Source organism: Psychrobacillus sp. FSL K6-1464 (genome assembly GCF_038003145.1).
GTDB classification, from domain to species: Bacteria; Bacillota; Bacilli; order Bacillales_A; family Planococcaceae; genus Psychrobacillus; species Psychrobacillus psychrotolerans.
Window position 1 is genome coordinate 2,949,024 of sequence record NZ_JBBOOP010000001.1, and the last position, 14,367, is coordinate 2,963,390.

The following is a 14,367-nucleotide window of genomic DNA, read 5'->3' on the forward strand; positions in this document are numbered from 1 at the left end:
TTTACTTCAAGAAGGAGTAAAGCTTTTTTCTTATTGAATTAACGAAGCGGGTTAGTTGAAGAAGAAAATCCTTTAAAAAGATTGTAGGTTTCAAGAGTTCGAATATACTGTAAATAAAGGAGAGATAAATATGATTTGGTTAATAGTTCTTATTATTCTTTTTGTTATTATCACCTTTGCTTTATTAGTTGACAGAAGAAATAATAAAATTAGTAACAATAATCAGAATCCGATTAATTCAAATGCAAAACCAGGAGAAAGTTCCAACATCTATTTGATGGGAGATAATAGACATAAAAGTGGAGAATAACTCGCAAAATTTACCGTGTTTGTGAAGTAATGTACCTTAACTTTAGTTAAACAAGGCCATCTTAAGGGGGGAAATAGTGACTAAAAGGCAATTTAAATCGTGGTTCTCATTTATGTTTGTAATAATAATCGTGCTAATTGCAAAAAGTTTATGGAAGAACGAAGAGGTTTATTGGGGCGAAATTGTTACTGTAATTATAGCTGGTCTTATAGGAGGAATAATAGGGATAGCTGGGATATTAATAATAAAGATTTTTAAGAAGTTATTGGAAAAACAGGGACTTTAGCAGAACAGAAATATTAGGAGCTAGTCGTAAGTGTTATACAACTAACAGGTGCTTTAGTAAAAAAGGACAGCAATATAAAATGTGCTTGAGAAACATATCCCAACTCATTTTTGAGTACATTTTAAATCACCCTTTATCTTTTAACATAACCTGCAAAAAAAGAGTTGCCGAAGCAACTCTTTGATCTTAAACTACAGCAAGTCAATTATAATATTGTCAAACTCCAGTCAGCTTCTTTCTTTTAGCTGTTCCAGTAATCGACGAACCTTTTCCTTCTGATTAGTTGTTTCTTCCACAAGAGGTTCGATTTCATACTTATCTTCTATTGATGAAATGTTCACTATGTCCCCTTGTTTTAGTTTAACTTTTATATCAGAACAGAGAATTTGAAGGATTTCTGTTTCATTTGGAGTTTTTAAAAAAACTGCATAATCTCCTTCAAAACGATCGAGCGTATATTTATTCGAATTCACTCACAATCTCTCCTTTGTTATTTAATAATATAGCTGCATCCCCATCATTTCTCCACATTTGCGTAGTAGTCCATTTCAAATAGCCAGCGCCCTCTTTTGCTTTGGGTCCACTTGTGACGTATATTGTTTTCCCTGCTTGCAAGCTAATGTTCGGAAAATTAAATGTTTGATTACCAGCTACGGAAACTAAATGCCATTCTTCTAAATTAACAGCTGACTCACCGGAGTTGGTAATTCCTACTATTTCGCCTCTAAGGTCTTTACTAGAAATATTAATACCTATGGCTTCCGTATTAGCAATTTCAGTTGGCCCAACATTACCATTTGTTATTACGTTATAATCTACTCCATCTGTTTCCACTACTATATTACCAACTATTGCTGTGGCATATAATTGTGAACTTATCCGCTCCAGTCTTGACTTCACCTCTGCATTTGGATGACCATAGGAATTATCTTTTCCATAACTTAAAATGGTAACCTCTGGATTTACTGCTTCTATAAAATCTTGCGAGCTACTAGTGTCCGAACCATGATGTCCTGCTTTCAAAACGGTTGCTTTAACATTCGTCTCTTCTAGTATGTCTTTCTCTACCCTGATATCTGCATCTCCCATCAATAAAAAGGAAGTTTCTCCGTAAGATAATTTTAATACTATAGATGCTTCATTATTATCAGCTGATTCGTCTCCCATATGTATGACAGAGATATCTAACTCCTCATCTAGAGGAATTGTATCGCCAGTTTTTGGCACGATGAATGGTATATTTTTGTCTAATATAAGCTGTAACATTTCCTCATACGTTTGAGATGTATGTGTTTTTCCAGAGTCCACGAAATTTTTTATAGATATAGAATTCAACACGGAATGTAGGCCTCCGATATGATCGGCATCTGGATGGGTTGCCACAACATAATCGAGCTTCTCAACCCCGTGTTTTCGTAGATAATTTACTACATCTTTTCCAGCATCTTTTGTCCCCCCATCTACTAACAAATTTTTTCCGTTTGGCGATTGTACTAATATTGAATCCCCTTGCCCTACATTTATAAAATGAACCTTCATTTTGTCTCCAGGTTCCACTGGCACTTGTGATGCTTGTATTGTTTTATCTGGTTGCTGATTTAATGTACAGCCACTAAGCAAAATGGCTATACATAGACTTACTAAAAATGTGATCTTTCTCATATAAAACCTTCCTTTTCGTACTTTGCATGATTCTACCATAGGACACTAAGATTCATATATTAAAGATTTCCTTGACAGTTGATAGCTATTCGCATAGAATAACTGTTTGTGAAAACTAACGTGGTTCGAGAACCTCCCACGGAAAAAAACTAAGGAGAAATGAATAATGAAAACAAAGACTATAGCAGTAACTGGTGTTATTGCCGCTCTTTATGTCGCGGTATCTCTACTAGTGGCTCCTTTTGCATTTGGTGCAGTACAGTTTCGTATTGCGGAGATGTTCAATCACTTAATCGTATTTAATAAAAAATACTTTTTTGGTATTGTATTAGGAGTATTTATAACAAATATGTTCTCTCCAATGGCCGCTTATGACCTAACATTTGGAGTAGCACATTCCATCATTACGTTATCGCTAACGATTTTGGCGACTAAATATGTAAAAGGAAACATAGCACGCATGGTTATTAATACAGTGCTCTTTACATTTACCATGTGTATTATCGCATTTGAACTAATGCTTGCGCTAGATTTCCCATTCTTCTATACATGGTTAACCGTTGCAGCTGGTGAGTTCACCGTATTAGCTGTCGGTATTCCGATTATTATCGCTTTAGATAAACGATTGAATTTTAAGACGCTAATCTAAATAACTTCACCCGATTCTAGAAAACTAGAACCGGGTGTTTTTTATTTTTCTATTAATCCTTTTTCCACTAAAAAGTCGTGTGCTACATCTTCGGGTTTATCTCCATCAATGTCAACTCTCGCATTCATCTTCAACATATCCTCTTCGGATATTTTACCCGCTAACTCGTTTAGCACGTCCTCAAGCTCTGGAAACTTTTCTAAAGCATCCATACGTACGACAGGAGCTGCATCATATTTAGGGAAAAATCCTAAATCATCCGTTGTCGTTTGCAAGTCAAATCGTTCGATACGTCCATCAGTCGTAAAGGCAGGTATAACATCGACGTCTCCGTTTTTCAATGCTTCATACATAACATTAGGATCTAGACTTTGCGTTTCAGAAAATACAAATGGATATGTATTTATTAAATCATCAAAGCCGTCTCCTTTTCTTTCATAAAATGCATGAGGGGCCCCAAATACCATACCACCAGTTTTAGAAGCTTCTACCAATTCAGAGTAAGTTTCTGCATTGTACTCATTATCTTTTGTATAAGCTAGTGTATACGTATTTTCAAATCCAAGTGGACTTAACCAAGTAGCCTCAAACTTTTCCTCATAGCCTTTCCTTACTTTTTCTAATACACTATCTGAGCTTTCTCCTACTTCAGATTCTTCTTTTAAAACATCCTTTAAACCTGTGCCAGTGTACTCAACATAAAGATCAATATCACCTTTTTCCAAAGCGGGAGTCATAATTGCCACTTCTCCTAGACCTTCCTTATATTCCACATCAATATCTGTTTTTTCCTCAATATATTGGCCTAAAATTTGTGGGAGTATAAATTGTTCCGTCCACGGCTTCCCACTAATTACTAATGCTTCATCTGAATTCGAACAAGCACTTAAAAGCATCACTCCTGCAATTCCTACTAATCCTATTATCTTTTTCATCTCTTCATCCTCCAGTTTTCATTCCTTTTGGTGTAGCTTTTTTCTCAATCCATTTCAATAGCAGATCAAACAGAATTGCTAGTAATGCAACTGGTAATGCCCCTGCTAATACGAGCGAATTATTGTATGATTGCAATCCACGGTAAATTACGTCTCCCAACCCACCTGCTCCAACAAATGTTGCCAAGGTAGCAATACCTACAGTTAGAACTGTAGCCGTTCGAATACCCGCCATTATAAATGGCAAAGCAAGCGGAAATTCAATTTGCCAGAGCAACTGACCTTTCGTCATACCCATTCCTCTTCCAGCTTCAATCATAGATTCGTCGATATTTGAAATCCCGGTATATGTATTACGTAAAATAGGTAAAAGTGCATAAATTATTAAGGCTATTAAAGCTGTTTTAGCACCAATTCCTATTAATGGAACGAGGAAGCCAAAAAGCGCTAAGCTAGGTATTGTCTGAAAGATCGCGGTGATTCCTATAACTGGCTCTGCTATTCTACGATACCTTGCAACTAATATACCTAAAGGTAAGGCAATGGCAATACCAACGGCTAAAGCTACAAATGATAAGTAAATATGCTGCATAAACGCCTCTTGTATTAAATCTGAACGACTTTGAACCGTCTCTATAAAGGTACTCACTTATACCACCTCTTCCTTCGCTAATATTGCACGAAGTAGGATAGATTGATTTACAAAGCCCAGCACCTTGTTGTTACCCTTCACTAGAAGGCCATGTGTAGTTCCGTTTTCTAGTAAAGCAATAGCCTCTTCTATTAACATAGCTGCATCGACTTCTATATACGGAGCTTCCCATTCGCCGTCAAAAAAGGAGGAAAAGTCCTTTAGTTCCCTTTTTCCAACAGATTTTTTCCGATTAATTCTTTCGATTCCGATATAGTTTTTCACAAAATCATTGATAGGGTTTTCTATTAACTCTGTAGGTGTCCCAATCTGCTCAATCATGCCATCTTTCATGACTATAACCATATCTGCAATTTTCAGTGCTTCATCAATATCATGTGTAACAAAGACAATTGTTTTCTTTATCTTTTCTTGTAAATACTTTATCTCATTTTGCAATTGTTCCCGGCTAATCGGATCCAGCGCACTAAATGGTTCATCCATTAATATAATATCTGGATTCGCAGCTAGTGCACGCACAACACCAATTCGTTGTTGCTGACCACCACTTAACTCAAGTGGGTATTTTCGTAAAAACTGTTCGGGTTTAAGTCCTACCATATTCATTAATTCGTAAATACGGGTTGCCGTTTTTTCCTTTGGCCAGCCCTTCAAGTTTGGGACTAGTGCAGCATTTTTTTCAATAGTCATATGAGGAAATAAGCCAATGCGCTGAATTACATATCCAATTGTTTTCCTTAGTTCAACAGGATCGATAGCAGAAATTGCCTTGTCGCCTACGTAAATTTCTCCAGTCGTAGGAGTTTCTAAACGATTAATAAGTTTTAGAAGGGTTGTTTTACCACAACCACTCGGTCCTATGATGACCACTAATTGCTCCTTTGGAATTGTTAAAGAGACCCCTTGCAAAGCTTTCGTTCCGTCTGGAAACACCTTCGTAATATTCTCGAAACGAATCAAATTGTATGCCCCCTTACCTATACTATATTTACTAACCTCTATGTATACCCTGAAAAGTTTAAGATAAAGCATTCGATTGCTCTATTTATGACTTTTATTTGAAATCTGTTTTAATGAATCTACTACATAGTTCAGATAGCTTTATAAGAAAGTTTTTACTCACTGTTAAACTGAATTTACTTGGCTCATCGCTCGTTTACTAACTAAGCGGATACTATTCCTAGAAGCATTTTTTTACTCTCAACTATTAATGCAGCCATATAAAAAAACCGCCTCCCTTTTAGGAAACGGTTTACTCCTATTTTTATTCTTTTACAAATTCGATTGTGCTTCGAACTGTATCGATTGGACGAACTAGTCCTTCAATTTGTTCGCGCTGTGGTTCTAGGAATGGAGGTAATGACAATTTTTCCCCAAGTGTTTCATATGATTCGTCCCCCATAAATCCTGGACCATCTGTGGCAAATTCAAACAGAATGCCGTTTGCAACTCTTGAATACAAGGATTGGAAAAAGAATCGATCAACAAATCCAGATGTTTTGAAGCCAAAGCTTTCCATCCGTTGTGTCCATTCATCTAATACTGCTCGATCTTCCACTCGGAAGGCTGCATGATGAACAGTTCCGAAACCTTGACGGCCTGGAGGAAGTATGACATTTTTTTCTACTATAACCTGTGCACCATTACCACCCTCACCTACTTCAAATAAGTGGAATGACCCGTTTTGTCCAATCTCTTTAAATAATAATACCTTTTCAAGTACTTCTTTCATGTAGTCAAATTCAGCAATGCGTATAGTAATCGGTCCTAGACCAGTTATAGCAAATTCTAGTGGGATGGGACCTTTTTGCCATGGTGTGCCTGCTGCTACACCATTATTGTTTTCATCTGATACTAGTTGATATTGTTGGTCGTCAAAATCTACAAATGATAACACCTGAGTTCCGAATTGCTCTTGTATGCCAGTATGTTTTACATTTAGGCGGTCAAAACGTTTTACCCAGTAATCTAACGCAGCATCAGTAGGCACGCGGAAGCCAGTACGATATATTTCGTTCGTACCGTGTGTCCCTTTTGGTATGTTTGGAAAATCGAAGAACGTCATATCCGTTCCTGCCCCACCAACATCGTCAGCAAAAAACAAATGATATGTTTGAATATCATCTTGGTTGACTGTTTTCTTAACGAGTCTCATGCCTAATACATAAGTGAAAAATCTATAGTTTTCTTCTGCACTACTTGTAATAGCAGTAACATGGTGTATTCCTTTTAAGTGATTCATCTATATTCCTCCAATAATTTATCTTTAATTTAAGTATCTCTAATTCAAAGTAATTTTATCATGGATATTAAAACCTGTCAATAATGCTATCCTTCCACAGATTTATAAAATAAAACCTCTCATAGAGTTAATTTTTCTTCCAATAAAAAAACTGTCCCATAGTGGAGACAGTTTTAGCTTGTTCATCAAACTTCTATATGTGTTCCAATGCTTTTTTCTTTGGCTTTTATATAGGCGCCCTTAGCTACAGCCAAATCAAAATAGGCCGCTCCTACAGATTTGAATATAGTAATTTCATCATCCTCTTCTCGACCATTTACTTGTCGTGCAACAAGCTGCCCTATTTCTCCGTGAACATCATTAAATGACCACTCCCCAATACTCTCAGCATGTATCAGTTCACCAGCTTCATCCTTCACTCCTGCTAAATCATCCACAACTACTTTAGAAGCACGTTTTATAGTTGTTACATCTAGCTCCAACATATGTGGTAAATAAGAACCTACACCATTAATATGTGTGCCTGGTTGTAAGTCATTCCCATTAAATACAGGTTCGACTGAACGAGTTGCACAGCAAATGATATGCGCCTGACGAACTGCTACAGATACGTCTTCTGCTATTTCATAAGGAACTTCTATACCAAAATCTTTTAACTGCTCTCCAAATTGCTGTGCTTTTTTTGCAGTACGATTAAATAATATAATTCGATCGATATCTCGAACTGCAAGTACGCCTAAAGTTTGTTCAAAAGCCATGGCCCCAGTACCAATAACCGTCAATACCTTTGCATTTTTTCTAGCTAAATAATTGGTAGCAATAGCACTTAGGGCTCCCGTTCGTAATCGAGTTAAGTAAGAAGCGTTCAACATTGCCACATGCTCCCCATTTTTGGCGTCCGATAATAGAACAACTCCTTGTGTCGTTGGTTTTCCATTAGTTGGATTGTTTGGATAGATAGTTACTACTTTAACAGCAGTTACTTCCTCTACTAAATCCGCACTCGGCATGTAAAGGGCTGATGCCTCATGTTGTGGAAATTCGATTACAGTCCGATGCGGGTTTGAAATTTTCTCAGCTACTTTCGCCTTCAACACTTCTTCTACATCTTTTATTGCTTCATTCATATTATATGTACGCATAATTTGTTGTTCATTCACTATTAACATTATGTGACCCTCCAATGATGAAAAACTCGTCTTTTCACTCACGTGCAAAGACGAGTTTTGTTATTAGACTTTGCTTAATTCTTTTTCAACTTTAATACTTTTGCTACCTGGTTTTATTAACGGACTTTCCTCATCTAAGTTTTCCTGACTGCGGTCTTTTACTGCCCAAATAGCAATTAAAGAGATTACTGCCGTGAACATGATATATACTGCAACTGGCACATAAGAACCGTTAAACTGTAACATCAGGCTCGCCGCTACCAATGGGGCAGTTCCCCCAGCTAAAGCCGCTCCAATTTGGTACCCTAATGTAACTCCAGTATAACGAACCTTCGCGTTAAATATTTCAGAGAACATAGTACCAAGTACCGCTGTAATTGGAGCCCAAATAATACCTAGACCGATTACAGTTGCCACAACTAGTAAAACAACTGATTGTTGTTGTAGCATCCAGAAATATGGGAAAGCAAATAATAGCATCCCAATTGTACCAGCTACATACACTTTTTTACGACCGATTCTATCGGATAAGCTACCCATAATAGGAATCAATATAGTTGTAATAATCGTCGCTACCATTACGGTGTTCAAAGTCGTCGTTCTAGAAAAACCTAGTTCCGTAGTTGCATAGGAAACAACAAATGTTCCAAATATATAAAATGGTGCCGTTTCTACTACCTTCGCACCAATTGCTATTAATACTTCACGCCAGTGATACCTTAATGTATCTACAATTGGTAATTTAGGAATATCTCCAGTTTCTTGTACTTTTTTAAATGAAGGCGTTTCGTCAATTCCCTTACGAATCCACAATCCGAAAATTACTAGTAAAGCACTTAATAAGAATGGTATACGCCAACCCCAAGTCATGAAGGACTCTTCCGGTAGTAGAGTCATTATAGATAAGGCAACTGTACCCATTACCATCCCAATCGTTACACCCATTTGGGGTATGGATCCGTAAAGACCTCTTTTTTCTTTTGGCGCGTATTCAACCGCTAATAATAGGGCTCCTCCCCATTCTCCACCAATACCTAGCCCTTGGACTAAACGTAAAGTGATTAACAAAATTGGTGCCCAAATTCCAATCGCCTGATAGGTTGGAAGTAACCCCATTCCAAAAGTAGCGACGCCCATCAGTGATAGTGTAACTACTAGAGTTTTTTTACGCCCAATTCTATCTCCAATATGACTGAAGATAATCCCCCCGAATGGGCGAATGAAGAATGATAGAGCAAATGATGCATAAGCAAGTATTAGTCCAACTGATGGATCTTCTGTAACAAAAAATATTTGATTAAATACAAGTGCTGCAACTGTACCATACAAGAAATAATCGAACCATTCAATCGAGCTTCCTACTAAACTTGCAATCCAGACTTTCCTCATTTTCTTTGGATCCATCGCACATTTCCCCTTTAATAATTGAAGTGACACTTTAATTCTCCCGTTTTTAACATTCTAAATAGTTTTAAATTTTCTGTCAACATTATTTTTAATATAATAATTGGAAGAATATCAAAAGGGTAAGGTATGATGTATATATACATCATAGTTAAGGAGAATAATAGATGTCTTCTCATTCAATTGGTAAGATTTTAAAGGAATTACGAAAAGAACGAAAACTAACCTTAAAGGATTTAGCAGAACAAACCAATGTCTCCATCAGTTTCCTATCTCAGGTGGAGCGAGGAAAATCGAGCGTTACACTCGAATCCCTAAAAAAAATAGCAGACGCATTAACAGTGAATCCAACCGTATTTTTCCCAGATAGCACACACGCAGAAGAACTAGAAGAAATAAGACAGCAATTCTATTACAAGGATTTATCCTGTGATATGAAAGAAGCATCCTATGCCCCTATACTAGTAACTCTCCAGCCAGGTGAAAATGAAGGAAATGCCTTTTCTCACGGAGGTCATGAATTTTTATTTGTTCTAGAAGGCACATTAACTGTTGTCGTAAATGAGTCAAAAAGGGAATTACAGGAACAACAATCCATAATGTTCGATGCGAATATGCCTCATTACTGGTATAACTATTCAGACAAGACTATCCGATTTTTGGTAGTTTCTTCTAAATAATAGACAACAGAAAAGAGCCCATATCATAATATGATTGGTCTCTTTTTTCATTGATATTTAATGGAATATCATCTAGGTGTGTCCACTTTCCTAAGAAACCATGCTACATGACTTCTTTAAGGTGGTTTGTACTCTAAGTTATAAGGGAAAAGAACTAGAAAAGAGAGTTAGTAGGGGGAAGAAAGATGGTTAGAAAGAAGAAGCCATGGAGTAAACGAAAAAGAATAGTGGTCGGTTCTCTATGTGCGTTTGCGGTAGTTTATATAGCAGTCATGCTGTGGCATACATATAAACCCTTACCAGAGGGAGTTTCTTTTAAAGGGGACATACATAATACAGATTCAGTTGAGATGATTACTGATTTAACCTATGCACAGGACCAAAAAGGAACTGGCATGGTACACGAAAATCATATATTTGAAGAAGTTTATAACATGATTGAGGAAGCAGAAGATTTTGTCGTAGTGGATTTTTTCTTGGTTGATGGCTATTACGATGAAAAGGAAGACTTCCCTAAGATTGCAGATACATTGTCTTCAACATTAGCCCAAAAAAAGATAGACCATCCAGATATGCCTATCGTTTTTATCACCGATCCTCTAAACAAGGGCTACGGGTCCTTTGAAAGTAAGTGGTTTAAGAAAATGCGAGAAGCTGGTGTAGAAATAGTTTATACCGATTTAGATCCTTTGCGCGATTCTACCCCCGTCTATTCGGGTATTTATCGTACCTTTTTCCAGTGGTTTGACTTTGAAGGCGAGGGCTGGATTGCGAATGCGATGGCAAGTGAAGCCCCTAAGATGACAGTTGCTTCCTATTTGACTTTGCTTAATGTGAAAGCAAACCATCGGAAGGCAGTAGTTACGGAAAAAGAAGCAATGGTAACGTCTTCTAACCCGCATGATGCGAGTGGGTTTCATGGTAATATCGCCCTGAAAGTTACCGGTCCCATCTTAAATGATATTTTAAAATCAGAAGAAGCCGTTTCCTTGTTTTCCGGTGGTCCTAAACTGCCTCGTGTAGATACAAAAGAATCCAACGGACAATATCAGGTGCAGTATTTAACAGAGAAAAAGATTCTAGATGCTTTACTCGAAGACTTAGCAGCAACCAAAAAAGGCGATAAAATTTGGCTCGGGATGTTTTTTGTTGCTAAGCGAGATATCGTAAATGCACTAATAGATGCCGCAAATCGAGGTGTAGAAGTTAATATGATTCTCGATCCAAACGAAAATTCATTTGGTCAGGAAAAATCTGGACTTCCAAATCGTCCGGTAGTACAGGAAATGGTTGAAGATACAAAAGGTAAACTGAATATACGATGGTATAATACGGTGATTGGTCAATACCATACAAAAGCAATTTGGATTCAATCGGCCGAGCATACGATTATTTCTAGTGGTTCTTCTAATTACACGGAAAGAACGCTAGATGATTATAATCTTGAAAATAATTTAAAAGTAGTAGCACCAAATGATAGTGAATTAGTAATTCAAATGGAGGCTTATTTTGAACGACTTTGGAATAACGAAGACGCTATGTACACAGTAGAACTGGAAGAGTTCCAAGACGGATTTACTTGGTGGCAAAGATGGATTTATACATTGCAAAAGTTTACGAAAGTAACTACCTATTAACAAGATGATTTCTACCAAATATCAACATAATAAAAACGCTGAGTTGATTCAGCGTTTTTTATTATTCCATTATTCACTTCGCTTAACTATAGTATCACCACGACTTATTTTAAGTCACTACAATATGTTTTATATGCAAAGGCAGCTCAACTATCTTCTCTCTCAAAAACTGTGGATACAGATTAATAAGTTTAAGTTCATTCAGCGTTTTCCAATAATATGTATGTGTTTTTCCTTCTTCATCTACTACAAATTCATTATTATTTAGGAGTTTTTCATCTTCTAACTCCAGCAAATAAAAGAAGCAAATTTCATGAAATTGTTCATTAAGTGTTTCCTCTTTGAAAAAATTTTCATTTACCCAAAGCATTCGCTTTACTGTGACTTCCACGCCTAGCTCTTCTTTTATTTCACGCTTGACTGCATCTTCGCTTTTTTCGTTCATTTTAATACGTCCACCTGGGACATAATAGTATGGCTGACCTTGGTCTTGCATGATTAGCAGCTTGTTATCATGCACTATCAATCCCCCCACACGATAATTAAATCTACCTTCTGCCGTTTTAAAAGATATATCCATAATATCCCCTCTATTCTGGTTGAACGTTTTGTCCAAACTAATATTTCTACACTACTCGGTATTAGATTAATAAAATAAAACCTTTGAAATTAACAGCAACATAATAATTGATGAAATCGATTTGATCCAAATAATCTTTTTACTAATGCCTGCTCTACTTTCCAAGTAATTTATATAAGAAAATGTAAGAATAAATCCAAAGAAAGGTAATAGGTAACTAGAACTAAATTCAACACTTTCATAATATTTTATGATAGTTACTATTAAAAGAACCAGACCTAATGCACCTGCATAAGCATAAAAATACAAAGCGAACTTATTGGTCTCTTCCAAATTATCACCTCCGATAAATAACCTCTGATTATTTTTTTATAACTTTAATAATCATAGTAGTAGGGAATCTTTTTGCTTTATATAATGAATAATATCTATCAGATACTTCTTCCTCAGTCGACTCATAATTAACAGATACATCACTTTCTATTACAGAGTCAATCGTAAATCCTACTTTAATCAATTCGTTAATATATGTACTTAGCTTTCTATTAGGAATTACCATTGGAGCATCTTCACCTTTAAAGTTCAGATATGTTGTAAAACCTTCCTCCTGGTATGAACCATTTAAACTAAATTGTCCATTCTCACTTGTAATATGAGCGTATAACGGATGATCCCAACTGAATACAAAGCTTCCTCCTTGCTTCAAATAGGAATAAATTAATCTAAACGTAGTGGTTAAATCAGTAGTCCACCCAATAGCATAAATGGAATAAACACAGTCAAAATACAATTTTGGTAATCCAATTTCAACTTCCATCGGGGAACAGAATAAATGTGTGTCTAAACCATCGAGTGTTTCCTCAGCAGCCTTAATTTGTTTCTCAGATAGGTCGACTCCCCATAGTTCTCTAGCACCCCTGTCCGCCATATATAATAATGAGTGTCCACTTCCGCAACCAATATCTAACACTTTCTTATTTTCCATTTCTTCCAGTAATCCTAACTCTTCTTCAGTTTGAGCAAATGGGCCATAACTAGGTAAAGCATCTATACCATGAAAATGGTGAGCTACCATATCCCAACTTTTCTTGTTCTGTTTTATGATTTCAGTAGTCATTTTTTAGCTCCATCTCTAAATTAATACACAGCTTATTTTTTTATATAGATAAATTAACGAATAGAATATTTATGAGGAATGCACTGCAATCCCGTAACCATCTTCACCATGCCAGACTATCCGCTTATCCTTAAAACCTGCTCTCAAAACTGAAAGTAGTAATCTATTTCGCATTCCATATGAGTATTCTTTTACCCACTCTATTGCGTTGATATACTTTTTATTCATTGAATAAAAGATTACCATTTTCCACTCTAAGATTGAAACATAAATATTCACTTTCGATAGCTAATATTATCTGAAAATATAAGTCACTAGTTCTTCAAACTCTTCTTGTGATAATTTTTCATCAATTGAATATTGAACCGATATTCCACTATATACTCCGAATGAAAGTTCATAGAAAAATAGCACTCCTTTAGCGAACACATGGATAAGTCATTTTAAGGAACTTAAAACGACCTCCATTTGTAGTCTGCATAAATGTCTCTACTTCCTTAAACCCAGCCTTTTTATATACTTTTATAGCTCGTTGATTAAAAACGGCTACTGATAATGTAATATGAGCAGGATTATACGTAACTTGAGCAAAATCTAGTCCTACTCTTAGAAATTCCATTCCTCTTCCATTTCCAGTTAGATTTGGTTTCAGCCCTAAACCTATATCAATCGTTCCTTTATCTACTCTAGTAAAACAAAAGTAACCAATAATATCTTGACCATTCATGACAGCAAATGTAGACTCCTTACGTTGATTTGGATCTAAGAATTCAACAAGGTCCTCTTCATCTGCATCCATATCATAAAAAGAGTATTCATCATTATAATGCCAATTACTAGCTATATCTTCAGCTTGTGCTTGTGTCATTTTCTTTAATATATACAAAATTTCAATCCCTTCTATAATGCTTTCTACTCTTAAATTCTCCCGTATAGCAATAAATTCCTCTTTTATAAATAATATTTCTCAAGCGAAGGAGTGCCCACATAGCCCATAAAATAGCAAAATAGCTCATAATCGATAAAAACTATCCTAGAACAAAA

General features: G+C 36.1%; 16 protein-coding genes and 1 riboswitch. Of the genes, 5 read left to right on the forward strand and 11 right to left on the reverse strand.

The window, feature by feature from the left end:
- Positions 1-130: 130 nt before the first annotated feature.
- Complete coding sequence (locus MKX39_RS15030) at positions 131-310, forward strand: hypothetical protein (protein ID WP_340763414.1); 180 nt, start codon at positions 131-133, stop codon at positions 308-310.
- Between the two features lie 76 nt (positions 311-386).
- Positions 387-596, forward strand: a complete 210-nt coding sequence (locus tag MKX39_RS15035) for a hypothetical protein (RefSeq protein ID WP_340770140.1) — start codon at positions 387-389, stop codon at positions 594-596.
- A 227-nt stretch (positions 597-823) separates the two neighbouring features.
- Here MKX39_RS15035 and MKX39_RS15040 read toward each other — a convergent pair whose 3' ends face one another.
- Together MKX39_RS15040 and MKX39_RS15045 are read right to left on the reverse strand one after the other, a co-directional pair.
- The gene (locus tag MKX39_RS15040; protein ID WP_093538112.1) at positions 824-1,069 is read right to left on the reverse strand and encodes a DUF3006 domain-containing protein; all 246 of its coding nucleotides are present in this window, start codon (positions 1,067-1,069) and stop codon (positions 824-826) included.
- Complete coding sequence (locus tag MKX39_RS15045) at positions 1,056-2,258, reverse strand: MBL fold metallo-hydrolase (protein WP_340770142.1); 1,203 nt, start codon at positions 2,256-2,258, stop codon at positions 1,056-1,058. The genes MKX39_RS15040 and MKX39_RS15045 overlap by 14 nt, the downstream gene beginning before the upstream one ends.
- Positions 2,259-2,372: 114 nt before the next feature.
- Positions 2,373-2,417, forward strand: a riboswitch (PreQ1 riboswitch).
- 7 nt (positions 2,418-2,424) lie between these two features.
- Here MKX39_RS15045 and MKX39_RS15050 point away from each other — a divergent pair.
- Positions 2,425-2,907, forward strand: coding sequence for a QueT transporter family protein (locus MKX39_RS15050; RefSeq protein WP_090568286.1), 483 nt, complete (start codon positions 2,425-2,427; stop codon positions 2,905-2,907).
- A gap of 41 nt (positions 2,908-2,948) precedes the next feature.
- On the opposite strand, the gene MKX39_RS15055 is transcribed toward MKX39_RS15050, so the two are convergent.
- The 6 genes from MKX39_RS15055 to MKX39_RS15080 form a co-directional block, all read right to left on the reverse strand.
- The gene (locus MKX39_RS15055) at positions 2,949-3,842 is read right to left on the reverse strand and encodes a glycine betaine ABC transporter substrate-binding protein (protein WP_340763420.1); all 894 of its coding nucleotides are present in this window, start codon (positions 3,840-3,842) and stop codon (positions 2,949-2,951) included.
- 4 nt (positions 3,843-3,846) lie between these two features.
- A complete protein-coding gene (locus tag MKX39_RS15060) occupies positions 3,847-4,434 on the reverse strand; it encodes an ABC transporter permease (protein WP_411747102.1) in 588 nt (195 codons plus the stop codon).
- 57 nt (positions 4,435-4,491) lie between these two features.
- Positions 4,492-5,454, reverse strand: a complete 963-nt coding sequence (locus MKX39_RS15065; protein WP_093538108.1) for an ABC transporter ATP-binding protein — start codon at positions 5,452-5,454, stop codon at positions 4,492-4,494.
- 304 nt (positions 5,455-5,758) lie between these two features.
- Complete coding sequence (locus MKX39_RS15070; protein WP_340770149.1) at positions 5,759-6,736, reverse strand: ring-cleaving dioxygenase; 978 nt, start codon at positions 6,734-6,736, stop codon at positions 5,759-5,761.
- 185 nt (positions 6,737-6,921) lie between these two features.
- Positions 6,922-7,905 (reverse strand): ornithine cyclodeaminase family protein, encoded by a 984-nt coding sequence (locus MKX39_RS15075; RefSeq protein WP_340770151.1) that lies wholly within the window; start codon positions 7,903-7,905, stop codon positions 6,922-6,924.
- A gap of 63 nt (positions 7,906-7,968) precedes the next feature.
- Entirely contained in the window at positions 7,969-9,309 is a 1,341-nt protein-coding gene (locus MKX39_RS15080; protein WP_093538105.1) for an MFS transporter, read from the reverse strand.
- A gap of 167 nt (positions 9,310-9,476) precedes the next feature.
- On the opposite strand from MKX39_RS15080, the gene MKX39_RS15085 reads away from it, so the two are divergent.
- Both MKX39_RS15085 and MKX39_RS15090 read left to right on the forward strand, forming a co-directional pair.
- Positions 9,477-9,989, forward strand: a complete 513-nt coding sequence (locus MKX39_RS15085; RefSeq protein ID WP_340770155.1) for a helix-turn-helix domain-containing protein — start codon at positions 9,477-9,479, stop codon at positions 9,987-9,989.
- A 185-nt stretch (positions 9,990-10,174) separates the two neighbouring features.
- Positions 10,175-11,626: a phospholipase D family protein gene (locus MKX39_RS15090; protein ID WP_340770158.1), complete on the forward strand. Its 1,452-nt coding sequence runs from the start codon at positions 10,175-10,177 to the stop codon at positions 11,624-11,626.
- A 109-nt stretch (positions 11,627-11,735) separates the two neighbouring features.
- Here the strand turns inward: MKX39_RS15090 and MKX39_RS15095 are convergent, their stop codons facing one another.
- The 3 genes from MKX39_RS15095 to MKX39_RS15105 form a co-directional block, all read right to left on the reverse strand.
- On the reverse strand, positions 11,736-12,206 hold the full coding sequence (locus MKX39_RS15095; RefSeq protein WP_340770160.1) for an NUDIX hydrolase: 471 nt from the start codon (positions 12,204-12,206) through the stop codon (positions 11,736-11,738).
- Between the two features lie 361 nt (positions 12,207-12,567).
- On the reverse strand, positions 12,568-13,323 hold the full coding sequence (locus tag MKX39_RS15100) for a class I SAM-dependent methyltransferase (protein WP_340770161.1): 756 nt from the start codon (positions 13,321-13,323) through the stop codon (positions 12,568-12,570).
- Between the two features lie 418 nt (positions 13,324-13,741).
- Entirely contained in the window at positions 13,742-14,212 is a 471-nt protein-coding gene (locus MKX39_RS15105; RefSeq protein ID WP_340771464.1) for a GNAT family N-acetyltransferase, read from the reverse strand.
- Positions 14,213-14,367: the final 155 nt, after the last annotated feature.